Source organism: Klebsiella electrica (assembly GCF_006711645.1).
Classification (GTDB): Bacteria; Pseudomonadota; Gammaproteobacteria; order Enterobacterales; family Enterobacteriaceae; genus Klebsiella; species Klebsiella electrica.
Window position 1 is genome coordinate 4,301,861 of record NZ_CP041247.1, and the last position, 26,883, is coordinate 4,328,743.

Below are 26,883 nucleotides of genomic sequence, written 5' to 3' on the forward strand. Positions count from 1 at the left end.
TCTACTCCTCCAGTTAATACCATCCAGGTTACTCGCGCCGCTTAACGCGGCGCAAGCAGTGGGTCATTTTTTAAGACTCGTACCCGGTAGACGCCGTCGTCATCGCGCTTCGCCCCGTGGATATCCGTTTCGAAGCCCGGATAATGGCGGCCAATCGAGCAAAGCATCAGCAGGAAATCGAGCACCGCCCGGCTCTCTTCGGTAATCATCTCACCGGGCATCAGCAGCGGCACGCCCGGCGGGTACGGCAGAATCATGTTAGCCGAAATGCGCCCGACCAGATTTTCCAGCTCAATGGTTTCGACTTCACCTTTGATTTGCCGCTGCCAGGCCTGATGTGGCGTCATTTTCATTTCCGGCAGCACATCAAACGCACTCAGCATCAGCTGTGACAGCTGGTGCTGGCGGATCAGGCGATGGATCCCCTGCGCCAGATCCTGAATACGCATATTGCGATAAAAATCGGGATCTTCCGCGTAGAGATCCGGCAGCATGTTCTTCACCCGCAGGTTGAGATCGTAGGCGCGCTTAAACTCGGTTAAGCCACGCAACAACCCCATCGCCCGGGTTTTATCGATACCGATACTGAACAGAAACAGCAGGTTGTAGGGCCCCGTTTTCTCCACCACCACGCCGCGCTCATCAAGGAATTTCGCCACCAGCGCCGCCGGGATCCCCTCGTCATCCATATTGCCCTGTTCATCCATTCCCGGCGTCAGGATAGTCACCTTCACCGGATCGAGGAACATATGGTTATCGTCAGCGTCTTTAAAACCGTGCCAGTTCTCACCGCTTGCCACCGGCCAGCACTGCACCTGCTCAATATCCTCCGGCTGCCAGATATCAAAGAACCAGCCATCAGACTCTTCGCGCAGACGCTGGACCTCTTTGCGGAAATCCAGCGCTCGTTCAATGGAGCGCTGGATCAACCGCTTGCCCGAATTGCCGCGCAGCATCGCCGCCGCGGTTTCTATCGAAGCAACGATCGGATAGCTTGGCGACGTCGAGGTGTGCATCATAAAAGCTTCATTAAAGGTCTCTTCGTCGTAGCTACCTTTAATATGGATAAGCGAGGCCTGCGACAGCGCCGCCAGCATTTTGTGCGTTGATTGCGTTTCGAAGACCACCTTTCCCGGAATGCGATCGCCGCTCATCCCGCTTTTCCCCTGATAGATCGGATGGAAATGGGTGTAAGGCACCCAGGCGGAATCAAAATGGATCGAGGGCACATCGAGCGTCTCTTTGATCCAGGTGGTGTTATACAACAGTCCGTCATAGGTGGAGTTGGTGATCACCGCATGTACCGGCCACCCGGCGCCGCTCGCGGTATTGACCTTCTGCTGAATGCTGTCGCGAGTGAATTCCCGTTTCGGTATGCCGCCCAGAATGCCCAGCGCGTTACGCGTCGGTTTCAGCCACAGCGGAACAACATCGCTCATCATCAGCAGGTGCGCCAGTGACTTATGGCAGTTACGGTCAATCAGCAGCGTGCTGCCCGCCGGCGCCGAATACATGCCGACAATTTTGTTCGACGTCGAGGTCCCGTTGGTCACCATATAGCTCTGCTCGGCGCCAAAAGCGCGGGCGATATACTCTTCAGCCTCCAGGTGCGGCCCGCTGTGGTCGAGGAGCGACCCCAGCTCGGTGACCGAAATCGACACGTCGGCTTTCAGCGTATTACCGCCGAAGAAATCATAAAACAGGCAGCCAACCGGGCTTTTCTGGTACGCGCTTCCCCCCATATGTCCAGGCGTACAGAAGGTATATTTTCCCTCCTGCACATAGTTGAACAGGGCTTTGGTAAACGGCGGCGTGATGTTATCCAGGTATTCGCGCGTGTACTGGGCGATTCGGGTAGCTATCTCTTCTGCCAGACCAAGCGCGTATTCAAAGAACCACAGCGTCATACGCAGATCCTGGCTGCTGACATCCATCGTCGAATGCGCGTTGATAAAGGCGTATAGCGGGAGATACTCATTCAGCTGATTGATATCGCTGCACAGATCGGCGTTGTACTCATCCCAGTCAAAGATGACCCCGCAGATCCGCGGATTATGTTCGATAAACTGCAGCAGGTCGGCGCTGTTTTGCGGCCAGATAGTCTGAAAGCCTTGCCGTTGCAGGGCCGCCTCCAGCTCTTTGATCGGTTCGTCTTTGTGGTAGACGCCGTGGGGCCCCATAATGGCGATGATATTCACGCTTTCCTCCTGGAATTGACCTGAGTCAGGCATCATAGCAATCGCGCTGACGTATCGCACATAAAAAAGGGGCCGGAAAATCCGGCCCCTGGCAATATTGACGCGAGAAATAATCAGGCGTAGCCGTAACTCATCAGACGCTGGTAGCGACGATTTAACAGCTCTTCTTTACTCAGCGTGTCGAGATCGGCCAGATCCGCCAGCAGCTGCGCCTTCAGGCTTGCCGCAATGGCTTCCGGATTACGGTGGGCGCCGCCCAGCGGTTCCGCAATAATCGAGTCGATAAGCTTCAGCTCTTTCAGACGCGGGGCAACGATCCCCATCGCTTCGGCCGCCAGCGGAGCTTTATCTGCGCTTTTCCACAGAATGGAGGCGCAGCCTTCCGGCGAAATAACCGAGTAGGTGCTGTACTGCAGCATGTTGACCTTATCGCCAACGCCGATTGCCAGCGCGCCGCCGGACCCGCCTTCCCCGATAACGGTACAGATGACCGGAACGCTCAGACGCGACATTTCACGCAGGTTACGGGCAATCGCCTCGGACTGGCCGCGCTCTTCCGCGCCCACGCCCGGGTAGGCACCTGGGGTGTCGATAAAGGTGATGATCGGCATTTTGAAACGCTCGGCCATCTCCATCAGGCGCAGCGCCTTACGGTAGCCTTCTGGCGCCGGCATACCGAAGTTGCGACGAATCTTCTCTTTCGTTTCGCGTCCTTTCTGGTGGCCGATAATCATCACCGGACGCCCGTCCAGACGCGCAATACCGCCAACAATGGCTTTATCGTCAGCGTAAGCGCGGTCGCCGGCCAGTTCGTCAAATTCGTCGAATGCCAGGCGAACATAATCCAGGGTGTACGGGCGACGTGGATGGCGTGCCAGTTGAGCAACCTGCCATGCCCCCAGATCGGCGAAGATTTTACGCGTCAGTTCAACGCTTTTCTCGCGCAGACGATGCACTTCTTCGTCGATGTTAATATCGAGTTTCTCATCCTGACGGCTTACCGCAGTCAGGGAATCGATTTTCGCTTCCAGCTCTGCAATCGGCTGTTCAAAATCAAGGAAATTCAGACTCATAGTATTCCTGTATTAGTCAAACTCCAGTTCCACCTGCTCCGGGCCGATAAGGCCACGCAGATCGTTGAGTAAACGATCGCTCGGAGAGACGCGCCATGTTGCGCCAAAACGCAACCGCGCGCGCGCATCCGCCCTCTGATAATAGAGGTGTACTGGAATGGTTCCCGAACGGTGGGGTTCCAGAGACTGACGGAGTCGGTTTAAAAGCTGGTCATCAATTTGCCTGTCCGTCAGCGAGATAGCAAGCCCGCGAGCATATTTTTCCCGGGCTTCGTCAATGTCCATGACTTCGCGGGCGGTCATTTTAAGCCCCCCGCTGAAGTCATCAAAGCTGACCTGTCCGCTGACGATAAGTATGCGGTCTTTTTCCAGCAATTGCTGATATTTATCCAGCGCGTCGGTAAATAACATTACCTCCAGACGCCCGGAACGGTCATCCAACGTACAGATACCGATACGATTGCCGCGCTTGGTGACCATTACCCGCGCAGCAATAACGAGCCCCGCCGCCGTAGTGACTTTACCACGATCGGTCGGATGCATGTCTTTGAGTCTCACGCCGCCAACATAGCGCTCAATCTCTTTCAAATACTGGTTGATAGGATGACCCGTCAGGTACAGCCCCAGGGTCTCCCGTTCACCATCCAGCACCACCTGCTCCGGCCACGGCTGGCAGTTGGCATAGGATTGTTCGATTTGTTCCGGCTCTTCCGCCAGCACCCCGAACATATCCGCCTGGCCAATCGCCTCGGCTTTCGCATGCTGATCGGCGGCCTTCAGCGCATCGCCCAGCGAATTCATTAATGCCGCGCGATGCGGCCCGAGGCGGTCAAATGCCCCGGACATAATCAGTTTTTCCAGCACCCGACGGTTCAGTTTTTTGGTATCGGTGCGGGCGCAAAGATCGAACAACTCGCGGAAATAACCGCCGTTGTTACGTGCTTCAATAATAGCTTCAATTGGGCCTTCGCCGACCCCTTTAATCGCGCCGATACCGTAGACGATTTCACCGTCGTCGTTGACGTGGAAATGGTACAGACCGGAGTTAATATCCGGCGGCAGGATTTTCAGCCCCATTCGCCAGCACTCATCGACCAGCCCGACCACTTTCTCGGTGTTATCCATATCCGCGGTCATTACCGCCGCCATAAATTCGGCCGGATAGTGCGCTTTCAGCCACAGCGTCTGGTAGGAGACCAGCGCATAGGCCGCCGAGTGCGATTTGTTAAATCCATAACCGGCAAACTTCTCCACCAGGTCGAAGATTTTCATCGCCAGTTCGCCGTCCACGCCGCGCTTTTTCGCCCCTTCTTCGAAGGTACCGCGCTGCTTGGCCATCTCTTCCGGCTTCTTCTTACCCATCGCGCGACGCAGCATATCCGCGCCGCCGAGGGTATAGCCGGAAAGCTCCTGGGCAATCTGCATGACCTGTTCCTGATACAGGATAATGCCATACGTCGGCTCAAGCACCGGTTTCAGACACTCATGCTGCCACTGCACGTCCGGGTAAGAGATCTCTTCGCGGCCGTGTTTACGGTCGATAAAGTTATCAACCATCCCCGACTGTAGCGGCCCCGGGCGGAACAGGGCCACCAGGGCTATCATATCTTCGAAGCAGTCGGGCTGAAGACGTTTAATCAGGTCTTTCATGCCGCGCGATTCAAGCTGGAACACCGCCGTGGTTTCCGAGCGTTGCAGCATATCGAAACTTTTCTTATCGTCCAGCGGAATCGCCGCGATATCCAGCGGCGGCTCGCCGTGCTTCGCCCGCCGCTTGTTGATCATCTCCAGCGCCCAGTTGATGATGGTCAGCGTACGCAGGCCAAGGAAGTCAAACTTCACCAGCCCGGCGTATTCGACGTCGTTCTTGTCAAACTGGGTGACCGGATGCAAACCGGCTTCATCGCAATATAGCGGGGCGAAATCGGTAATTTTGGTCGGAGCGATAACCACTCCCCCCGCATGTTTACCGGCGTTACGCGTGACGCCTTCCAGTTTCCGCGCCATATCAATTAGCGCTTTAACCTCTTCGTCAGCTTCGTAGATCTCCGGCAGCTGCGGCTCGGCCTCAAACGCTTTCGCCAGCGTCATCCCCGGGTCGGGCGGCACCAGTTTTGAGATCCGGTCAACGAACCCGTACGGATGACCAAGCACGCGACCCACGTCGCGAATAACCGCTTTCGCCGCCATCGTACCGAAGGTGATGATCTGCGATACCGCATCGCGACCGTACATATCCGCGACGTGCTCGATAACCTGATCGCGCTTCTCCATGCAGAAGTCGACGTCAAAGTCGGGCATCGATACACGTTCAGGGTTCAGGAAACGTTCGAACAGCAGATCGAATTCCAGCGGATCGAGGTCGGTAATTTTCAGCGCATACGCAACCAGCGATCCGGCGCCGGAGCCGCGGCCTGGGCCGACCGGTACGCCGTTATCCTTGGACCACTGGATAAACTCCATAACGATCAGGAAGTAGCCGGGGAAGCCCATCTGGTTAATCACCTGCAGCTCGATATCCAGACGTTCATCGTACTCAGGACGGCGTTTAGCGCGCTCTTGCGGATCAGGGAACAGGAAAGCCAGACGCTCTTCCAGCCCTTCTTTCGATTTAACCACCAGGAAATCTTCCGTCGTCATATCCCCGGTCGGGAACTGCGGCAGGAAGTATTCGCCAAGGCGCACGGTGACGTTGCAGCGTTTGGCGATTTCGACGCTATTTTCCAGCGCCTCAGGAATATCAGAGAACAGCTCGCACATTTCTTCTTCGCTGCGCATATACTGCTGCGGCGAATAGTTACGCGGGCGCTTCGGATCGTCGAGGGTAAAACCGTCATGGATCGCCACGCGGATTTCATGCGCGTCAAAGTCGCCGGTCTCAAGGAAGCGCACGTCGTTGGTCGCCACTACCGGCAGCCCGCGCTCCTCCGCCAACTGCACGGCGGCATGTAAATAGGTCTCTTCATCGGCACGGCCGGTGCGGATCAGCTCCAGATAGTAGCAATCCGGGAAATGTTGCTGGTAGAACGCGAGGCATTGATCGACCAGTGCCATATTGCCGCGCGTCAGACTGACGCCAACATCGCCCTTACGTGCGCCGGAAAGCAGGATCAGCCCTTCATGGTGTTCGGCCAGCCAGTCCCGGTCAATCCACGGACCCAGCGCACCGTAGCCGCGTTGATAGGCGCGCGAAATCAGCAGCGTCAGGTTTTGATAACCCACATTGTTGGCCGCCAGCACCGTGAGTTCAGTGAACTCATCGCCCATCAGTTCGCTCTGGACGTGAAAATCCGCGCCGACAATAGGTTTCAGCCCGGCGCCATGTCCCGTTCCGTAGAACTTCACCAGCCCGCACAGGTTAGTAAAATCGGTGATCGCCAGCGCAGGCATGCCAAGCGAGGCCGCCTTTTTCACCAGCGGCCCGGTTTTTGCCAGCCCATCGATCATGGAATAGTCGCTATGCACCCGCAGGTGGACGAAACGTGGTTCAGACATCTTCAGATTCCGGTTTACTTATTTCTCGACACAAGAATCAGGACGCAAGGCCCAGCGCGCGTTTTACCGGGCCAAAACTACGCCGATGATGCTCGGTTGCGCCATGTTCGATCAGTTTTTCCAGATGGAAAGCGGTAGGATAGCCTTTATGCTGCGCAAAGCCGTATTGAGGAAATTCAAGATCCAGCTCAGCCATTTCCGCATCGCGCGCGACTTTAGCCAGAATAGACGCTGCGCTGATTTCTGCCACCCGGCTATCGCCTTTGACCACCGCCAGTGAAGGCACGGGCAGCGGCGGGCAGCGGTTGCCATCAATCAGCACAAACTCCGGCACAACCGGCAGGGCGGCAACGGCGCGCTGCATCGCCAGCATGGTCGCATGCAGAATATTCAGCTCGTCTATTTCATGCGCTTCCGCGCGGCCGAAACTCCAGGCTAACGCCTTCTCTTTGATTTCATCGAACAGCGCCAGACGACGCTTTTCGCTTAATTTTTTGGAGTCATTCAGACCCACAATTGGCCGTGCCGGGTCAAGGATCACCGCGGCGGTCACGACCGCGCCGACCAGCGGACCCCGACCGACTTCATCGACGCCGGCGACCAGGTGAGTATGCGGATACACAAACTCCATCATTTTGCTAACTCCAGTACTGCGTCCGCCGCCTGCTCATCCGCATTGCAGCGAATTTGTTGATGCAGAGCGCGGAAAGTGTCATGCATTTCATGGCTGGTTTTACCATCGGCCAGCAGCGGCCGCAGCGCATCCGCAAGCAACCCGGGCTGGCATTCTTCCTGCAACAGCTCTTTGACCAGTTCGCGGCCGGCCAGCAGGTTCGGTAACGACACGTAGTCGGTTTTCACCAGTCGTTTCGCCAGCCAGAAAGTAAACGGCTTCATACGATAGCCAACCACCATCGAACACTTGGCCAGCATGCACTCCAGCGCCGCGGTTCCGGAAGCCAGCAGGGCCGCATCGCTGGCGATCATGGCATCGCGCGCCTGGCCATCAAGCAGATGTACCGTCAGCTCTGGCGCCGTTTCCGCTTTAATACGTTCGAACTGCTCCCGCCTTCTGGCATTCACCAGCGGTACCAGGACCTGCAGGTCAGGGTAATCCTGGCGCAGAATTTGCGCGGTTTTCAGAAAATCTGCGCTGAGCATTTCGACTTCAGCGCCGCGGCTGCCCGGCAGCAGCGCCAGACAGTGCGCATCCCGGGCAATGCCCAGGCGATCCCGCGCGGCGCCTTTATCCGGATCCAACGGCATGGCATCCGCCATGGTATGGCCGATAAAGCGGCAGGGAACGTTAAATTTGTCGTAAAACGCTTTTTCGAAAGGCAGAAATGCCAGTACCAGATTCGTCGATCTGCCGATTTTGAAAACGCGTTTTTGCCGCCAGGCCCATACGGAGGGGCTGACGTAATGAATGGTTTTAATACCCTGCTTTTTCAGGTTGCCTTCAAGCGTAATGTTAAAGTCCGGAGCGTCAATACCGACGAAAACATCAGGACGTAATTCGCTGAAGCGGCGGGTAAGATCGGCCCGGATATGCAGCAGGCGACGCAGGCGACCGAGCACTTCGACAATGCCCATCACCGCCAGCTCTTCCATCTCATACCAGGCCTCACAGCCTTCAGCCTGCATCAATGGGCCCGCCACGCCGACAAAGCGAGCATCGGGAATACGTGCTTTAAGGGCGCGGATCAGACCTGCACCAAGAATATCGCCGGAGGTTTCTCCGGCGACCAGGGCAATTGTCAGGGGACGCTGTGCGGACATTAACGAATCAGACCGCGTGTGGAGCGGGCGAAGAAATCGACAAATGGCTGAACTTCAGGATACTGAGCCGCCAGCTCGGCGATTTCCGGTTTCGCTTCATCCAGCGTTTTCCCGCTGCGGTACAGCAGTTTGTACGCATTGCGAATCGCAGTGATAGCTTCGCGGCTAAAGCCACGACGCTTCAGCCCTTCAATATTGACGCCATACGGCGTCGCGTGGTTGCCCTGAGCAATCACGAACGGCGGGACATCCTGCGCGACGCCTGAGCAACCGCCGACCATGACGTGCGCGCCGATGATGCAGAACTGATGGACTGCCGTCATGCCGCCGATGATGACGAAATCATCCAGCGAGACATGTCCGGCGAGCGTGGCATTGTTGGCCAGAATACAGCGATCTCCGACCGTACAATCGTGTGCAACGTGCGCGTTGATCATCAGCAGGTTATCGCTGCCCACCTTCGTCAATCCACCGCCCTGTACTGTGCCACGATGAATGGTGACGCTCTCGCGGATGCGGTTGCGATCGCCAATTTCCACACGTGTCGGTTCACCAGCGTATTTCAGGTCCTGGTTAACTTCACCGATGGAAGCGAACTGATAGATCTCATTATCACGACCAATTTTGGTATGGCCGTTAACAACAACATGAGACTTCAGTACGGTACCTTCGCCAATTTCGACGTTAGCACCAACAATACAAAACGGGCCAATGTGGGCGTTTGCACCGATAACGGCACCGTCTTCCACGATGGCAGTCGGATGAATAAAGGCGGTTTTATCAATCACGTATCAGGCCTCCCGGCTACGCGCACACATCATCGTTGCTTCGCAAACCACTTTACCATCGACCAGCGCGACGCCTTTAAAACGAGTCAGGCCGCGACGGGTTTTCTCGAAAGTGACTTCCATAATCATCTGATCGCCTGGTACTACCGGACGTTTGAAACGCGCTTCATCAATCCCGGCGAAGTAATAAAGTTCACCCGGCTCGAGCTTACCTACGCTTTTGAATGCCAGAATACCGGTGGCTTGCGCCATCGCTTCCAGAATCAGCACGCCCGGTAAAATCGGTTTACCAGGGAAGTGCCCCTGGAAAAACGGCTCGTTAACAGAAACATTTTTTACTGCGCGCAGAAAACGACCTTCTTCAAAATCCAGCACGCGATCTACCAGCAGGAACGGGTAGCGGTGAGGGAGAAGTTCCAGAATCTCTTCAATGTGCAGAGTATGAGTTTCAGTAGTCAAAATACTCTTCCTGTCTAAATATACTAAAAGGCAATAATAACACGGCCTGCGGCAATCTTATGAATGCAACAGGCCGAAAATTTTTACACTTCATCTTTCAGGCAGCGTCTTTGTCAGCGGCAGTTACCCGCGCAGATGCTGCTTTGCATGATTTTGTGTGTCAACGAATGCGCTAATCTTGCTGATTAACCTTACGCTCAATCGATTTGAGGCGTTTGTTGATCTCATCAATATTCATCACCAGCGCCGCGGTTTTACGCCACACCTTATTCGGTTGCAGCGGAATACCTGAAGAATAGACGCCAGGCTCGGTGATAGGACGCATGACCATCCCCATCCCGGTGACGGTGACTTTGTCGCAAATTTCCATATGTCCGTTAATCACGCTGGCTCCGCCAATCATGCAGTAACGGCCAATTTTCAGGCTGCCTGCCATGATAACGCCACCCGCAACGGCAGTATTGTCACCAATCACCACGTTATGCGCAATCTGACACTGGTTATCAATGATAACGCCATTGCCGATCACGGTATCATCCAGCGCACCACGGTCAATGGTGGTACAGGCGCCGATCTCCACGCGATCGCCAATAATAACGCGACCCAGCTGCGGGATCTTCACCCAGTTACCGCGATCGTTGGCATAACCGAAACCATCGGCACCGATCACGGTGCTGGACTGAATCAGGCAATTCTCACCGATCTCAATTTCGTGGTAAACGGTCACGTTGGCCCACAAACGGGAGCCAGCGCCAATTTTCGTCTTTTTCCCAACGAAGCACCCGGCGCCAATCACCACATTGTCAGCAAGCACAACATCAGATTCGATCACCGCGTTAGGGCCAATCGAGACATTTTTACCCAGCTTCGCCGTGGCATCAATCACCGCGCTCGGGGCGATATTCTGCGCTGGCTGCGGCGTGGTATCCAGAATTTGAGCCATACGCGCATAGGTCAGGTAGGGATTACGCACGACCAGTGCGGCGCTGTGGGCAAAAGGTAAATCATCCTGCGTCATGACAACGGCAGAAGCCTGGCAGGCGGCCAGGTGTTCACGGTACTTAGGATTGACCATGAACGTAATATGACCTGCTCTTGCAGTCTGCATGGACGCAACGCCGGTGATGACGATATCGCCATCACCGTGTAATTCTGCATCCAACTGCTGTGCCAGATCAGCCAGTCGAATAGAAGGCATTACTTAGTTAACCTGTTTCAGCACATCAGCGGTGATGTCTTTTACATCGCTGCTGTTGTATGCAACGGCATTAGAATCAACAACCAGGTCGATGCTCTGGCTGCTCGCTACGCTTTTCACAGCAGTCTGGATACGGGTAACCAGTTTGCCGCGCTCTTCGTTGGAGCGACGTGCGCGATCCTGCTCAAAAGACTGTGCTTTCTGAGAGAAGGTCTGGCGCTGAGCCATAACGTCTTTTTCCAGCTTGGTACGGTCAGCACCCGGTTTCATGGACTGCAGACGCTGCATCTTGGACTGCAGATCGCCTTCCATACGCTGCAGCTCGCTCGCGCGGCCTTTGAACTCGTTCTCCAGCGTGTTAGAAACGCCTGTTTTCTGGGCAACCTGCTGGAACAGGCTGTTCATGTTAACCATTGCAATTTTATCTGCCGCCTGAGCGGAAGTTACCATTGCTAAACCCAGACCTGCAGCTAATAACCACTTTTTCACAATTAACTCCTTACCATCCCATGAGTACCCAGGGGTACCGTTATTTGCGTGGCCAGGCGATAACCGTAATTATCGCCTAAAGTCAGCGCTATACTGCACTTACATTCCATTGCCGCCCGCAATTACCAGGTTTTACCAATGTTAAACTGGAACTGCTCGGCCTTGTCTCCTTCGTACTTTTTAAACGGTTGGGCGTAGGAGAATACCAACGGCCCCAACGGAGACATCCACTGTACCGCAATACCGGCGGACATACGGATGTTGCTCGGATCACCGTAATCCGGATAACCCGCGTAAGCGCTCGAATCCCAGTGCGTATCCCACGCGGTACCCACATCCCAGAAGAAGGAGGTACGGACCGAGTTAGCATATTTATCGCTGATAAACGGCGTCGGCGTAATCAGCTCCAGGCTGGCAACGGCCATGGCGTTACCGCCCACCGCATCATTCGATTTACACGGCGCGGATTCAGTGCTCTTACAGTTATTGTCATAGCTATTATCGCCATCGTGGCGGTTGCTGGCCGGGAAATAAACCGCTTTCGGACCAATGGTGTTCGACTGGAACCCGCGCACGGTGCTTGAGCCACCGGCGTAGAAGTTCTCGTAGAACGGCATCTCTTTGCCACCAATGCCATCACCATAGCCAAAGCGGGTACGTCCCAGAACCACCCACTGATGATCGTTATCGATCGGTACATAGGTCGCCGTATCCAGCGTCGCTTTGTAATATTCGTTATCAGAACCTGGAATGGTCACTTTACCATTCAGGTTGACACGCGAACCTTCCGTCGGGAAGAAGCCACGGTCGAGCTTGTTATAGGTCCAACCGTAGTTGAAGGTGAAGTCGTTGGCGCTAAACGAGTTTCTGTCATTCGTGTCGCTCGGATATTGCCCCATCGAGTTCAGATAACGCCACATCGCCACCTGCGGCTGCATATTGGACAGGGCGTTATGGACATAACCTAAGCCCGCGCGCAGCGTATTGTATTCGTTGATCGGGAAGCCCAGCGTAACGTCCGTACCATAGCTTTTATTGGTATAGTCAGACAGATCCGCGTTGTTCGCGTCGAAGTCGTTATAGAAAATACGACCACCGAGGCTCACGCCGTCAACGGTGAAATACGGGTTAGTGACCGACAGTTCAGTATAGGTCTGGTAATCGTTTTTGGTGCCGTTAATTCCGACGGAATAGCCGGTACCCAACCAGTTGTCCTGCTGAACGCCGGCCTGGAAGCTGACGCCGCTTTCCGTACCGTAGCCGACACCAAAGTTGAAGCTACCGGTGTTACGTTCTTTGACTTTATAGACCACGTCGACCTGATCCGGGCTGCCCGGTACGCGCTGCGTATCGGTATCTACCGTTTCAAAATAGCCTAAGCGGTTGAGACGATCTTTACCCTGGTCGACCAGGTCGCTGCCCAGCCATGCCCCTTCCATCTGACGCATTTCGCGACGCAGGACGGAGTCTTTGGAGGTGTCGTTGCCCTCGAAGCGAATTTTACGCACGTAGTAGCGGTTGCCGGCATCGACGTTAACGTGCAGCTTCACAGTCTTATCGCTATCGTTAATTTCCGGCTGAGACTGGACGCGCGGATAGGCGTAGCCATAGCGACCGAGGAGTTTCTTAATATCATTCTCCATTTTGGTCACTTTGGCGCCGTTATACAGCTCGCCCGGCTCGACTTTGGTCAACGCTTCGATTTCTGCCGAATGCCCCGCCAGATCGCCCGTCACCTGAACACCGGAAAGCTTGTACTGCTCGCCTTCAGTGATATTCACGGTGATGTAGATGCCTTTTTTATCCGGCGTCAGGCTCACCTGCGTGGAGTCGATGTTGAAACGCGCGTAGCCGCGATCCAGATAGTAGCTGCGCAGGGTTTCGAGATCCCCGGCCAGCTTCTGCTTCTGGTATTTGCGATCGCCGACAACGTTCCACCACGGCACTTCATCGCGCAGCTGGAATGTTGAGATCAGTTCATCGGTGCTGAACGCATGGTTACCGACAATGTTAATCTGCTGGATTTTCGCCGAGACGCCTTCCTGGAATACCAGTTTCAGGTCGACGCGGTTACGCGGCAGCGGCGTGACGACAGCTTTTACACTGGCGCTGTACTTACCGACGCTGTAGTAGAAATCTTCCAGCCCTTTCTCGATATCAGCGAGGGTCGTGCGGTCAAGGGACTCCCCAACGCGAACGCCGGATGCCTCAAGGTTTTGCTTGAGCATGTCATCCTTCACCGACTTATTACCGGAGAAAGTGATGCTGGCAATCGTTGGGCGCTCTTTCACCTGCACCAACAGGGTATCACCATCGCGCAGGACGCGGACGTCCTCAAAGTTGCCAGTGGCAAACAAAGCACGAATGGTGTTACTGATATCATCATCGGTCACCGTATCGCCAGGACGCACTGGCATACTGAGGAGGGCCGCACCAACAGCGACACGCTGCAAGCCTTCGAAATGAATGTCCTTCACCACGAACCCTTCAGCACCGTATACGGTTGCGCTGCTAAACAGCAGCGACGCTATGAGCAACTTTTTCATCGCCATCGTTATTATGCGTTCTTCCTAACAAACTCTCTTACAACCGAGAGAAATCATTGAAAAGTGCAAGCCCCATTAACAACACCAGCAGTATTGAGCCAATGCGATAACTAAAGTCTTGAACTCGCTCGGATACCGGCCCGCCCTTCAGCTTTTCAATCGCCAAAAATAGCAGGTGCCCCCCGTCCAGGACGGGAAGCGGGAACAGATTGATTATCCCGAGGTTCACGCTAATCAGCGCAAGGAACATCAGATAGTAAATCAACCCAAACTCCGCTGACATTCCAGCCCCCTGGGCGATAGAAATCGGCCCGCTGAGGTTGTTCAGTTTGACATCACCGGTTATCAATTTACCCAGCATCCTGACGGTTAATGACATCAGTTGCCAGGTTTTATCCGTGGCTTCAGCAATGGCGGCAAACGGCCCGTACTGACGCACTGTCTTATATTCATCAGGCAGCGGGATGACCTTAGGTACAACCCCTGCAAACCCTTCGGCTTGACCTTTTGCGGATCGGCTATCTGGCGTCAGCGTAACAGACGAGGGACTCCCCTGTCGCTCGATCTCCAGAACCAGCGCCTTACCCGGATTATCACGCACCAGATTGACAAACGTCATCCACTGCGTTAACGGTTGACCATCGACTTTAACGATCCTGTCGCCCGCTTGCAAACCGGCCTTCTGCGCCGCCGAACCAGATTGTACTTCAGCCAGCACCGTATCAATCTGCGCGCTGCGAGGCTGAATGCCCAGCGATGTCACCGGATCTTGTTTATCCGGCTCAAACGCCCAGTGCCGCAGATCGAGGATTTTATCCTGGCGCTGACTGCTCCCGAAAGGGGCGAGCGTAACTATTGTTTGCTCGTCGCCTATCTTCGAGACCAGCGCCATACGCACTGCATCCCAATCAGGCGTTTCGATGCCATCTATCGCTTTAAGTTCCGTACCTTTTGCAATTTGTGCATGCGCGGCAATCGAGTCGGGTACTATTTCACCAACAACCGGACGTACGCCAGGGACGCCGATAATAAAGACCAGCCAGTAGGCAAAGATGGCAAAAATGAAGTTCGCGACAGGACCAGCGGCAATGATGGCCGCACGCTGGCCAACGGTTTTGTTATTGAAAGCGTAGTGGCGCATCTCAGGCACCACCGGCTCGACGCGTTCGTCGAGCATTTTGACATAGCCGCCGAGTGGAATAAGAGCGATGACGAATTCCGTTCCCTGCTTGTCAAAACGTCGCCATAACGCTTTACCAAAGCCGATGGAAAAGCGTTCAACGCGAACGCCGCAGCGACGAGCCACCCAGAAATGGCCAAACTCATGCACGGTGATCAATACGCCCAGCGCAATGATAAAGGCAGCCAAATTCCAGAGAACGCTTAGCATAAAACCTTCCGTCAAATCGTCCTGAAGACCAACAATAGCAGACAAGCAAACACCGGTACCGCCGCCGTCAGGCTGTCGATACGATCGAGTATTCCACCGTGTCCGGGAATCAGATGACCGCTATCCTTAATGCCGGCCTCTCGCTTAAACATACTCTCTGTCAGATCGCCGAGCACTGAGGCCAGCGCCGCAACAACGGAACAAACCAGCAATACCGTTGGCGTAACATCCAGATTCGCCCACTGACCGTAGGCCCAGGAGATGATCGCCGCCGTCACCAGGCCACCGAAGAAACCCTGCCAGGTTTTACCCGGAGACACTTTCGGTGCCAGCTTATGCTTGCCGAACATCTTGCCAAACACATAGGCGCCAGAGTCCGCGCCCCAGACCAGAATCATCACGTACAGCAGCCACAGCGCGCCGCTGTAATGGTTATCCGCATAATGCCAGGCGCGCAGCACCAGCATGCCCCAGAAGAACGGGACGATAGTCAGAATACCAAAGATCAGACGCAGCGCTTTCGAGTTGCGCCAGAAAGCAGCGGACGCCGGGTAAGAAAGCACCAGCAGCAGCGCCACAATCCACCAGCCAAACGACGCCCAGAGCGATCCTTCAACCAGCGGTTGATGAACGTCATAGTGATATTCCGGCATCAGGAAAAGCATCAACGCCAGTAGCAGGCCACACAGCAGCGCCAGCCAGATGCGTTGTGAAGTTGAAGTGAAACCGCTAAATTGCCCCCACTCCCACGCAGCGAGCATACACACCACGAGCGTGACGATGGCAAAACCCGCAGGTGGCAACAGAAAAAGCGCCGCAATCACCACGGGAATTAAAACGAAAGCCGATATCAGGCGATACTTCAGCAAAAGTAACCCCCATCAGGCATGATTGCCACCCGGCTCAGTGCCGCCGAAACGACGCTCTCGATTAACAAAGGCATGGAGTGCACCTTCAAAGTCCTGTTCAGCAAAATCGGGCCAAAGAACATCGGTAAAGTAAAGTTCGGCATACGCAATTTGCCAAATCAAAAAATTACTGATGCGATGCTCTCCCCCGGTCCTAATAACTAAATCTACAGGTGCCAGTTCATGCATACAGACCTGCTGACTCAGCATGTCTTCCGTGATCTGTTCGGGCTGAAGTAACCCGTTCTGAACCTGTCTTGCCAGATTGCGGACACCCTGAATAATATCCCAGCGCCCACCGTAGTTCGCCGCAATATTCAGCGTTAAGCCCGTGTTGTTCTCCGTCAGCGCTTCCGCTTTGCGGATACGCTCCTGCAGGCGAGCATTAAAACGCGTCGTCTCGCCGATGATCCGCAGGCGGACGTTATGCCGATGCAGGCTTTTCACTTCGCTATCCAGCGCCCAAACGAACAGCTCCATCAGGGCACTGACTTCCTGCTCGGGGCGGTTCCAGTTCTCGCTGCTGAATGCATACAGCGTCAACGCTTCAATACCATTATTCGCCGCGAAGGAGACCGCGCGACGAACCGACTTCGCCCCGGCTTTATGGCCGAATGCGCGAATTTTTCCTTGCTGTTTCGCCCAACGACCGTTGCCGTCCATGATAATGGCGACATGACGACAGCCATGTGCAGGCGATATTTCGCTGACAGTGTGATTAGCAGACAACATAACGCGTTTTAAGTCCATAATAAGGATTAGCCAAGCCACTAAACGCGAGCAACCGGTCAGCGCTGTATACGCATTTTTATCCAGTGCCGAAGCTACAGCTCATCGCAGAGAACAACCCAAAGCTTTACGCAAAAAAGCCGTGTTTTTCCACGGCCACCACAATCTTTTACAACAAAATGCAACGATTGGGTGGCGCAGACTATATCACTGAAGCCCAGCGCCCACAAATATCACAGCGTAGCGTGAGGTTCAGCCCCGCGTTGTCAGATGTTTAATCTGCTTCCCGGCAACGACTCTGGCCTGAGCGTCAATAACCAGCACCTCATCAATGCTTTGCGGTTCATCCAGCGTCAGCTGATCCAGTACTGCCAGGTTGACTCCCGCAATGTCGGTAAAGCGAATCTCTTCAGCCAGGAAGGCTGCCACTGAGATTTCATTTGCCGCATTCAGCGCCGTTGTCGCCGCCTGACCGTGATCGAATGCGTCCATCGCCAGTTTGAGACACGGATAGCGCCCGTAGTCCGGCGCGGAAAAGCTCAGGTGGCTCAACTGACAGAAGTCTAACGCTGGCACGCCAGAATTCAGGCGATCTGGCCAGCCCATCGTATGGGCGATAGGCGTGCGCATATCCGGTTCACCGAGTTGCGCGATGACGCTGCCGTCAAGATAACGCACCATCGAGTGAATGACAGACTGCGGGTGGATCAACACTTCCATCTGCCGGGCTGAAGCGTTGAACAGCCAGCGGGCTTCGATATATTCCAGCCCTTTGTTCATCATCGTGGCGGAATCGACAGAGATTTTGCGTCCCATTGACCAGTTGGGGTGACGGCAGGCCTGATCCGGCGTCATCGCCGCCAGTTCCGCTATCGCCGTTTCCCGGAAAGGACCACCGGAACCGGTCAGCAGAATCGACGAAACGCCATTCTGCGTTAAGTCAGCGTATCCAAGATTATGCTGTACGGTTACCGGCATACTCTGAAAAATCGCGTTATGTTCGCTGTCCACGGGCAGCAGGTGCGCGCCGTACTGCTGCACAGCATCCATAAACAGGCGCCCGCAGGTGACCAGCGACTCTTTATTCGCCAGCAGCACCGTTTTGCCGGCACGGATGGCCGCCAGCGTTGGCACCAGTCCCGCAGCTCCCACAATCGCCGCCATCACCTGGTCAACGTCGTTCAGCGCAGCCACTTCCGCGGCAGCGTGCTGGCCGCTCAATACCTCAGTGCGGCTACCGTTTTCACGCAGGCGGATGCGCAGCGCGTCGGCGCTTTGAACATCGTCCATCACCGCGTAGCGGGGAGAGAATTCCAGACATTGTTCAACCATGCGGTCGACATTTTTCCCTGCGACCAGCGCGGCGATGGAAAAGCGATCGGGGTTATGGCGCACCACATCCAGCGTGCTGCAGCCAATTGAACCGGTCGAACCGAGAACGGTTAATTGCTTCATGAGATGTCCAGAAGAATTGAGACAGGATAAAAAGAAAAACGCCGCCAGTAGCCCTTACGCCACAATCATCCGGGAGCAGGTCGGCGGTCTATCACCTTCGGCAAGCATGCCAGAGGCTACAGGGCCGACCGTGTTAACACAATCCCAGGAATTGAGCGTTCGGTCTTCTGTACGGCGTTTCAGACTTAACACCCGCAGCCCATGAAAATGGCAGGCGGCGAGCGTATCGGCAGAGAATCAGAACTGCATCAGTTCCGCTTCTTTATCTGTCAGCGCCGCATCCACTTTCTTGATGGCGGCGTCAGTCATTTTCTGCACGTCGTCCTGAGAACGGCGATCGTCATCTTCGCTGATCTCTTTATCTTTCAACAGCGCTTTTACTTTATCATTGGCGTCACGACGCACGTTACGCACGGCAACACGCGCTTGTTCGGCTTCACCGCGAACGATCTTCGTCAGATCCTTACGACGTTCTTCGGTCAGCGGCGGCAACGGAACACGGATGTCGCTGCCCGCAGAGCTTGGGTTCAGACCGAGATCGGAAGCCATGATCGCTTTCTCAACGGCCGGGCTCATGGAGCGATCGAACACGTTGATTTTCAGAGTACGGGAGTCTTCCACCGTGACGCTTGCCAGCTGACGCAGCGGCGTCGGCGTGCCGTAGTATTCTACGACGATGCCATCCAGCAGGCTGGGAGAAGCACGACCCGTGCGTATTTTGCTGATTTGGGTTTTGAACGCTTCGACGCATTTTTCCATGCGTACTTCAGCATCTTTTCTGATATCGCTAATCACGTTACGAATCCTTGAAAACTTGTCTCAGACAGACCAGACGGTCGCTCACCGCGAAAGTGAGCTAAGTATAGTCAGATTTAATGCAAATCACCGGGCAATCAGCCCGCGAAAGTAAGGCGGAATATTACCCGGATTTGGCACTGACGGGAATTATTCCGTAATCAGTGTGCCTTCTTTTTCGCCCATCACCACGCGACGCAGTGCGCCAGGTTTATTCATGTTGAAAACGCGAATCGGCAATTTATGGTCACGCGCCAGGGTAAAGGCGGCCAAATCCATGACTTTCAGCTCTTTATCGAGCACTTCGCTGTAGGTCAGCTGATCGTACATGGTGGCAGACGGGTCTTTGGCCGGATCAGCGGTAAACACACCGTCGACTTTGGTGGCTTTCAGCACCACATCAGCTTCGATTTCAATACCGCGCAGGCAGGCAGCGGAATCGGTGGTGAAGAACGGGTTACCGGTACCGGCGGAAAGAATCACCACGCGATTATTACGCAGCAGGCTGATGGCCTCTGCCCAGCTGTAGTTATCACACACGCCATTCAGCGGAATCGCTGACATCAGGCGAGCGTTCACATAGGCGCGATGCAGTGAGTCACGCATTGCAAGGCCGTTCATCACCGTTGCCAGCATGCCCATGTGGTCGCCCACAACGCGGTTCATACCCGCTTTCGCCAGCCCAGCACCACGGAACAGGTTACCACCACCAATCACTACACCAACCTGAATACCCAGTTCAACCAGTTCTTTGATTTCCTGAGCCATACGGTCAAGTATGCTTGCATCAATACCGAAGCCTTCCGAACCCTGCAGAGCTTCGCCACTTAACTTAAGCAGAATACGTTTGTAGACGGGTTTTGCATTGGTAGCCATGTTTCTTTCCTGAGACTGTCAACGAGTGAGATGAGTTAATTCTGGCGACATTGTATGCCGCTTTTCAGCACAGCCACTATAAGCGATGAGCTGAATTTACAAAACGGGCGCAAAAAGAAGCCGCCCTCAGGCGGCTCCTTTTGAAAATTAAGACTGCTTGGACATCGCAGCAACTTCTGCTGCAAAGTCAGTCTCAACTTTCTCGATGCCTTCGCCCACTTCAAAGCGGATGAAGCCAGTAACGTCGGCATTGTGCTCTTTCAGCAGCTGAGCAACAGATTTGCTCGGGTCCATAACGAAAGGCTGGCCGGTCAGAGAAACTTCGCCGGTGAATTTCTTCATGCGGCCTTCAACCATTTTCTCAGCGATTTCTTTCGGCTTACCAGACTGCATCGCGATGTCCAGCTGAACCTGGTACTCTTTCTCTACCACTTCAGCAGACACGTCTTCCGGCTTAACGAATTCCGGCTTGCTTGCAGCGATGTGCATTGCCAGCTGTTTAACCAGCTCCTGGTCAGCGCCTTTAGCCGCAACCAGAACGCCGATACGCGCGCCGTGCTGGTATGAACCCAGAACTTCGCCTTCCAGGGCCGCAACGCGACGGATGTTGATGTTCTCACCGATTTTAGCAACCAGCGCAACACGCTCTTCTTCGAACTGTGCTTTCAGAACTTCAACGTCGGTGATTTTACCAGCCACAGCTGCGTCCAGAACTTTGTTAGCAAATGCCTGGAAACCGCCATCTTTAGCAACGAAGTCAGTCTGGCAGTTAACTTCCAGAATGATGCCGTAGGTGCCGTCGATTTTAGTGATGATCACGCCGTCAGCAGCAACGTTGCCTGCTTTCTTAGCTGCTTTGATCGCACCGGATTTACGCATGTTTTCGATTGCCAGCTCGATGTCGCCGTTCGCTTCGGTCAGCGCTTTCTTGCAATCCATCATGCCTGCGCCAGTACGCTCACGCAGCTCTTTTACCAGGGATGCGGTAATTTCAGCCATTCTTAAATCCTCGGGAGATGTGAACTGCCCGGCCGGGGGCCAAACAGTATAAATTGAAAAAAGGGGCCAAAAATGGGCCCCTATTCATACACGGTACTAATAAGGGGTGAAACCTTATTATTCAGCTTCTACGAAGCTTTCTTCCGCCTGAGAAGCCAGATCCTGAGAACGACCTTCGCGCACGGTTGTAGCTACAGCGCCCAGGTACAGGCTAACAGCGCGGATTGCGTCGTCGTTACCCGGGATAACGAAGTCTACGCCGTCCGGATCGGAGTTAGTATCAACGATAGCAAATACCGGGATACCCAGGTTGTTTGCTTCTTTGATAGCGATGTGCTCGTGGTCAGCGTCGATAACAAACAGTGCGTCCGGCAGGCCGCCCATGTCTTTGATACCGCCCAGGCTGTTTTCCAGCTTGTCCAGCTCACGAGTGCGCATCAGCGCTTCTTTCTTGGTCAGCTTCTCGAAAGTACCGTCCTGGGACTGAGTTTCCAGGTCTTTCAGACGTTTGATGGACTGACGAACGGTTTTCCAGTTAGTCAGCATGCCGCCCAACCAGCGATGGTTCACGAAGAACTGGTCGCAGCTGTTAGCAGCTTCTTTTACCGCTTCGCTTGCAGCGCGTTTAGTACCAACGAAAAGGATTTTACCTTTACGAGCAGAGATCTTGTTCAGTTCAGCCAGAGCTTCGTTGAACATCGGTACAGTTTTCTCAAGGTTGATGATGTGAACTTTGTTACGCGCGCCGAAGATGAAAGGCTTCATTTTCGGGTTCCAGTAACGGGTCTGGTGACCAAAGTGAACACCAGCCTTGAGCATGTCGCGCATGGAAACAGTTGCCATGTTTAAAACCTCTATAGATAAAGTTGGGGTTATGCCTCCACGTATCCCATATTACCGACCCAAAGGGCACCCCGGAATATGTGTCGATACGTGTGTGTTATTTACACAAAGTGAGATTTGTCGCTTCAGTCCATCCTGTGTAGTACCAAATGGAACGGAAGTCCGGCGCGCTTTATACCACAAAATCCGATCGGAAACCAACTGTTGTTGACGCTGAGTGCTGTTAATGATTCTCAATTTGGCACCAGGACACCCGGACTGTTAACATTGGCAGGAATAACTCTATTATTGTCGAAAAAACCGACACAGCTGGACACAATCCATGGCTATATCTATCAAAACATCTGAAGACATCGAAAAAATGCGCGTCGCCGGCCGCCTGGCCGCTGAAGTGCTGGAAATGATCGAACCCTACGTTAAACCTGGGGTCAGCACCGGCGAACTGGACCGTATCTGTAACGATTACATTGTTAACGAACAGAAAGCGATCTCCGCCTGCCTCGGCTACCACGGCTACCCGAAATCCGTCTGTATCTCTATTAACGAAGTCGTCTGTCACGGGATTCCTGACGACGAAAAACTGTTGAAAGACGGCGACATCGTCAACATTGATGTCACGGTCATTAAGGATGATTTCCACGGCGACACCTCTAAAATGTTCATCGTCGGCAAACCGACGATTCTTGGCGAGCGCCTGTGCCGCATCACTCAGGAAAGCCTGTATCTGGCCCTGAAGATGGTTAAGCCGGGAATTAACCTGCGCGCCATCGGCGCAGCCATCCAGAAATTCGTCGAAGCGGAAGGTTTCTCGGTGGTGCGTGAGTATTGCGGTCACGGTATCGGTCGTGGTTTCCATGAAGAGCCGCAGGTGCTGCACTACGACTCGCCTGAGACCAATGTGGTGCTCAAGCCAGGCATGACCTTTACCATCGAACCGATGGTCAATGCCGGCAAGAAAGAGATCCGCAGTATGAAAGACGGCTGGACGGTGAAAACCAAAGACCGGAGCTTGTCTGCGCAGTACGAGCATACTATTGTGGTGACAGAGAACGGCTGCGAGATTCTGACGCTACGCAAGGATGACACCATCCCGGCGATAATCTCGCACAACGCATAACGAAAAGCCGGCGCCCGCCGGCTTTTTTATGACGGGCGTCCTGCCCGTCACCCTACGGGCCGCCGCAGGCGACGTTAAAAATCGCTCCCGGCGATTTTTTATGGGCGATAGTTGATAGTTTTTTCATATGGTGACGCGATGAGTAACTCTTTACCTGATACTGTCTCCCCTACCCTCTCCGCTCAACCTGAGAATCCAGGTAGCTGGCCACAAGGGGATTTGAACTGTGCCGCCATCAAGGCACATCTCGATACTTTCCAGCGCTGGCTGGGCGAAGCATTTGATAGCGGTATCCCCGCCGGGGAGCTCATCGAAGCGCGAACCGAATTTATCGACCAGCTGCTCCAGCGCCTGTGGGTGGATTACGGTTTTGGTTCAGTCAGCGATCTGGCGCTGGTCGCGGTTGGAGGATACGGTCGCGGCGAGCTGCACCCGCTCTCCGACATCGACCTGCTGATTCTCAGCCGCAAAAAACTCTCCGATGAGCAGGCGCAGAAAGTGGGCGAACTGCTGACGCTGCTGTGGGATATCAAGCTCGAAGTCGGCCACAGCGTGCGCACGCTCGAAGAGTGCCTGCTGGAAGGACTGTCCGATCTGACCGTTGCCACCAACCTGATCGAAACGCGTCTGCTGATTGGCGACGTCGCGCTATTTCTGGAGCTACAAAAACATATTTTCAGCGATGGCTTCTGGCCCTCGGAGAAGTTTTTCGCCGCCAAGGTCGAAGAGCAGAATATACGCCACCAGCGCTACCACGGCACCAGCTATAACCTCGAACCGGACGTGAAAAGCAGTCCCGGCGGCCTGCGCGATATCCACACCCTGCAGTGGGTCGCCCGTCGTCACTTCGGCGCCACTTCGCTGGATGAAATGGTCGGTTTCGGCTTTCTTACCGAAGCCGAACGCAACGAGCTTAACGAATGTCTGCACCAGTTGTGGCGGATCCGCTTTGCGCTGCACCTCGAGTTAAACCGCTACGACAACCGTCTGTTATTCGATCGCCAGTTCAGCGTCGCCCGCCGACTGCGCTACGAAGGCGAAGGCAATCAGCCTATCGAATACATGATGAAGGATTTCTTCCGCGTCACCCGGCGGGTCAGCGAACTGAATCACATGCTGCTCCAGCTGTTTGATGAAGCCATCCTCGCCCTCACCGAAGATGAAAAGCCGCGGCCCATCGATGATGATTTTCAGCTGCGCGGCACGCTGATTGACCTGCGCGACGACACGCTGTTTATCCGCGAACCGCAGGCTATCCTGCGCATGTTCTATATTATGGTGCGTAACAGCAGCATCACCGGCATCTACTCGACGACGCTTCGCCACCTGCGTCACGCGCGGCGCCACCTGACGCAGCCGCTGTGCTATATCCCGGAAGCGCGCACGATTTTCCTCAGTATGTTGCGTCACCAGGGCGCGGTCAGCCGGGGACTGTTGCCGATGCACCGCCACAGCGTACTGTGGGCCTATATGCCGCAGTGGTCGCATATCGTGGGCCAGATGCAGTTTGACCTGTTTCATGCCTATACGGTCGATGAGCATACGATCCGCGTGCTGCTGAAGCTGGAAAGCTTCGCTAAAGAAGAGACCCGCAGCCGCCATCCGCTGTGCGTGGAACTGTGGCCTCGCCTGACGCACCCGGAGCTGATTCTGATTGCCGCCCTGTTCCATGATATTGCCAAAGGTCGCGGCGGCGATCATTCGGTCCTCGGCGCCCAGGATGTGCTGAAATTCGCCGAGCTGCACGGGCTTAACTCGCGGGAAACCCAGCTGGTGGCCTGGCTGGTGCGCCATCATCTGTTGATGTCGGTCACCGCCCAGCGCCGTGATATTCAGGATCCCGAGGTTATCAAGCAGTTTGCCGAAGAGGTGCAAACCGAAAACCGCCTGCGCTACCTGGTATGCCTGACCGTCGCCGATATCTGTGCGACCAACGAAACCTTGTGGAACAGCTGGAAGCAGAGCCTGCTGCGCGAGCTCTATTTCGCCACCGAAAAACAGCTGCGCCGCGGCATGCAAAGCACGCCGGATATGCGCGAACGGGTTCGCCACCATCAGTTGCAGGCGCTGGCGCTGCTACGGATGGAAAATATTAATGAAGAGGCGCTGCATCAAATCTGGAATCGCTGCCGCGCCAACTACTTCGTGCGCCATACGCCCAACCAGCTCGCCTGGCACGCCCGCAATTTGCTCAAACACGACCTGAGCAAACCGATGATCCTGCTCAGCTCGCAGGCCACGCGCGGCGGGACCGAAATTTTTATCTGGAGCCCGGACCGCCCGTATCTGTTTGCCGCCGTCTGTGGCGAGCTGGATCGCCGCAACCTCAGCGTTCACGATGCCCAGATTTTTACCACCCGCGACGGCATGGCGATGGATACCTTTATTGTGCTGGAGCCGGACGGCAGTCCGCTTTCCGCCGATCGCCATGAGATTATCCGTCACGGTCTGGAACAGACCATTACCCAGCGCAGCTGGCAGCCGCCGGCCCCGCGCCGTCAGGCGGCGAAACTTCGCCATTTTTCCGTCGTTACCGAAGTCAATTTCCTGCCGACGCACACCGACAGAAAATCGTTTCTTGAGCTGATTGCGCTCGATCAGCCGGGCCTGCTGGCGCGCGTGGGTCAGGTGTTCGCCGACCTCAATATTTCGCTTCACGGAGCGCGAATTACGACAATCGGTGAGCGAGTAGAAGATTTATTTATAATCGCGACGGCGGACCGGCGTGCGCTTAATAATGCGCTGCAACAAGAAGTACAACAACGGTTGACAGAGGCCCTCAATCCAAACGATAAAGGGTGACGAACTTTTAATGTGTAAAGAGAAAGAGTAAAACAATGCAGCAATTACAGAATGTTATTGAGTCCGCTTTTGAGCGTCGCGCCGACATCACGCCGGCAAATGTGGATACCGTAACCCGCGAAGCGGTTAACCAGGTGATTTCTCTGCTTGATTCCGGCGCGCTGCGTGTCGCTGAAAAGATCGATGGCCAGTGGGTCACCCATCAATGGCTGAAGAAGGCGGTTCTGCTCTCTTTCCGTATTAACGATAACCAGGTTATCGACGGTGCTGAAAGCCGCTACTTCGATAAAGTGCCGATGAAATTCGCTGACTATGATGAAGCGCGTTTCCAGAAAGAAGGCTTCCGCGTGGTTCCGCCGGCGGCGGTTCGCCAGGGCGCATTTATTGCCCGCAACACCGTGCTGATGCCGTCCTACGTCAACATCGGCGCCTACGTGGACGAAGGCTCCATGGTAGATACCTGGGCCACCGTGGGTTCCTGCGCGCAGATTGGTAAAAACGTACACCTGTCCGGCGGCGTCGGTATCGGCGGCGTCCTCGAGCCGCTGCAGGCTAACCCGACCATCATCGAAGACAACTGCTTCATCGGCGCGCGCTCTGAAGTGGTTGAAGGCGTGATCGTTGAAGAAGGTTCCGTGATCTCCATGGGCGTGTACCTGGGTCAGAGCACCAAAATTTACGATCGAGAAACCGGCGAAGTCCATTACGGCCGCGTTCCGGCGGGTTCAGTGGTGGTTTCCGGCAACCTGCCGTCGAAAGATGGCAAGTACAGCCTGTACTGCGCCGTTATCGTGAAGAAAGTGGATGCGAAAACTCGCGGCAAGGTCGGCATTAACGAACTGCTGCGTACCATCGACTAAGCAGAATAAAAAGCGGGAGATATCCCGCTTTTTTTATATTTGAAGCTGGCGAAGATGGATCTTTTCGTTAATTATTCAAAGGTT

General features: G+C 54.7%; 21 protein-coding genes. 3 read left to right on the top strand and 18 right to left on the bottom strand.

All coding sequences use genetic code 11. From position 1 onward, the window contains the following. Positions 1-41: 41 nt before the first annotated feature. The 18 genes from Electrica_RS20605 to rpsB form a co-directional block, all read right to left on the bottom strand. Complete coding sequence (locus tag Electrica_RS20605) at positions 42-2,198, bottom strand: lysine decarboxylase LdcC (RefSeq protein WP_100682486.1); 2,157 nt, start codon at positions 2,196-2,198, stop codon at positions 42-44. Positions 2,199-2,311: 113 nt separating this feature from the next. Then, on the bottom strand, positions 2,312-3,271 hold the full coding sequence (gene accA, locus Electrica_RS20610; RefSeq protein WP_100682487.1) for an acetyl-CoA carboxylase carboxyl transferase subunit alpha: 960 nt from the start codon (positions 3,269-3,271) through the stop codon (positions 2,312-2,314). A gap of 12 nt (positions 3,272-3,283) precedes the next feature. After that, a complete protein-coding gene (gene dnaE / locus Electrica_RS20615; RefSeq protein ID WP_131049280.1) occupies positions 3,284-6,766 on the bottom strand; it encodes a DNA polymerase III subunit alpha in 3,483 nt (1,160 codons plus the stop codon). Between the two features lie 37 nt (positions 6,767-6,803). Next, positions 6,804-7,400, bottom strand: a complete 597-nt coding sequence (gene rnhB, locus Electrica_RS20620) for a ribonuclease HII (RefSeq protein WP_131049279.1) — start codon at positions 7,398-7,400, stop codon at positions 6,804-6,806. Further along, positions 7,397-8,545, bottom strand: coding sequence for a lipid-A-disaccharide synthase (lpxB, locus tag Electrica_RS20625; RefSeq protein WP_141965294.1), 1,149 nt, complete (start codon positions 8,543-8,545; stop codon positions 7,397-7,399). The genes rnhB and lpxB overlap by 4 nt, the downstream gene beginning before the upstream one ends. Further along, on the bottom strand, positions 8,545-9,333 hold the full coding sequence (gene lpxA / locus Electrica_RS20630; RefSeq protein WP_100682491.1) for an acyl-ACP--UDP-N-acetylglucosamine O-acyltransferase: 789 nt from the start codon (positions 9,331-9,333) through the stop codon (positions 8,545-8,547). The genes lpxB and lpxA overlap by 1 nt, the downstream gene beginning before the upstream one ends. A gap of 3 nt (positions 9,334-9,336) precedes the next feature. Continuing rightward, entirely contained in the window at positions 9,337-9,792 is a 456-nt protein-coding gene (gene fabZ / locus Electrica_RS20635; RefSeq protein ID WP_004858132.1) for a 3-hydroxyacyl-ACP dehydratase FabZ, read from the bottom strand. A gap of 172 nt (positions 9,793-9,964) precedes the next feature. After that, a complete protein-coding gene (gene lpxD, locus Electrica_RS20640) occupies positions 9,965-10,990 on the bottom strand; it encodes a UDP-3-O-(3-hydroxymyristoyl)glucosamine N-acyltransferase (RefSeq protein WP_131049276.1) in 1,026 nt (341 codons plus the stop codon). Positions 10,991-10,993: 3 nt separating this feature from the next. After that, positions 10,994-11,479 carry a molecular chaperone Skp gene (gene skp / locus Electrica_RS20645; protein WP_100682493.1) on the bottom strand — a complete coding sequence of 162 codons (486 nt, stop codon included), beginning with the start codon at positions 11,477-11,479 and terminating at the stop codon, positions 10,994-10,996. Between the two features lie 122 nt (positions 11,480-11,601). Then, a complete protein-coding gene (gene bamA / locus Electrica_RS20650) occupies positions 11,602-14,031 on the bottom strand; it encodes an outer membrane protein assembly factor BamA (RefSeq protein WP_131049275.1) in 2,430 nt (809 codons plus the stop codon). A 31-nt stretch (positions 14,032-14,062) separates the two neighbouring features. Beyond that, complete coding sequence (rseP, locus tag Electrica_RS20655) at positions 14,063-15,415, bottom strand: sigma E protease regulator RseP (protein ID WP_100682495.1); 1,353 nt, start codon at positions 15,413-15,415, stop codon at positions 14,063-14,065. A gap of 11 nt (positions 15,416-15,426) precedes the next feature. Beyond that, positions 15,427-16,284, bottom strand: a complete 858-nt coding sequence (gene cdsA, locus Electrica_RS20660; RefSeq protein WP_100682496.1) for a phosphatidate cytidylyltransferase — start codon at positions 16,282-16,284, stop codon at positions 15,427-15,429. Positions 16,285-16,296: 12 nt separating this feature from the next. Then, the gene (gene ispU / locus Electrica_RS20665) at positions 16,297-17,055 is read right to left on the bottom strand and encodes a (2E,6E)-farnesyl-diphosphate-specific ditrans,polycis-undecaprenyl-diphosphate synthase (protein WP_100682656.1); all 759 of its coding nucleotides are present in this window, start codon (positions 17,053-17,055) and stop codon (positions 16,297-16,299) included. A gap of 249 nt (positions 17,056-17,304) precedes the next feature. Further along, entirely contained in the window at positions 17,305-18,507 is a 1,203-nt protein-coding gene (gene ispC, locus Electrica_RS20675; protein ID WP_141965295.1) for a 1-deoxy-D-xylulose-5-phosphate reductoisomerase, read from the bottom strand. A gap of 237 nt (positions 18,508-18,744) precedes the next feature. Further along, positions 18,745-19,302 (bottom strand): ribosome recycling factor, encoded by a 558-nt coding sequence (gene frr, locus Electrica_RS20680; RefSeq protein WP_100682498.1) that lies wholly within the window; start codon positions 19,300-19,302, stop codon positions 18,745-18,747. 150 nt (positions 19,303-19,452) lie between these two features. Continuing rightward, positions 19,453-20,178, bottom strand: coding sequence for a UMP kinase (gene pyrH, locus Electrica_RS20685; RefSeq protein ID WP_004858112.1), 726 nt, complete (start codon positions 20,176-20,178; stop codon positions 19,453-19,455). Positions 20,179-20,325: 147 nt separating this feature from the next. Beyond that, positions 20,326-21,177 carry a translation elongation factor Ts gene (gene tsf / locus Electrica_RS20690; protein ID WP_095103655.1) on the bottom strand — a complete coding sequence of 284 codons (852 nt, stop codon included), beginning with the start codon at positions 21,175-21,177 and terminating at the stop codon, positions 20,326-20,328. Positions 21,178-21,294: 117 nt separating this feature from the next. Continuing rightward, positions 21,295-22,020, bottom strand: coding sequence for a 30S ribosomal protein S2 (rpsB, locus tag Electrica_RS20695; protein WP_100682499.1), 726 nt, complete (start codon positions 22,018-22,020; stop codon positions 21,295-21,297). A gap of 322 nt (positions 22,021-22,342) precedes the next feature. Here rpsB and map point away from each other — a divergent pair, with 322 nt between their 5' ends. From map to dapD, 3 genes are all read left to right on the top strand, one after another. Continuing rightward, a complete protein-coding gene (gene map / locus Electrica_RS20700; protein ID WP_100682500.1) occupies positions 22,343-23,137 on the top strand; it encodes a type I methionyl aminopeptidase in 795 nt (264 codons plus the stop codon). Positions 23,138-23,275: 138 nt separating this feature from the next. Continuing rightward, positions 23,276-25,939: a bifunctional uridylyltransferase/uridylyl-removing protein GlnD gene (gene glnD / locus Electrica_RS20705; protein WP_141965296.1), complete on the top strand. Its 2,664-nt coding sequence runs from the start codon at positions 23,276-23,278 to the stop codon at positions 25,937-25,939. A gap of 35 nt (positions 25,940-25,974) precedes the next feature. Continuing rightward, positions 25,975-26,799, top strand: a complete 825-nt coding sequence (gene dapD / locus Electrica_RS20710) for a 2,3,4,5-tetrahydropyridine-2,6-dicarboxylate N-succinyltransferase (RefSeq protein ID WP_004858103.1) — start codon at positions 25,975-25,977, stop codon at positions 26,797-26,799. Positions 26,800-26,883: the final 84 nt, after the last annotated feature.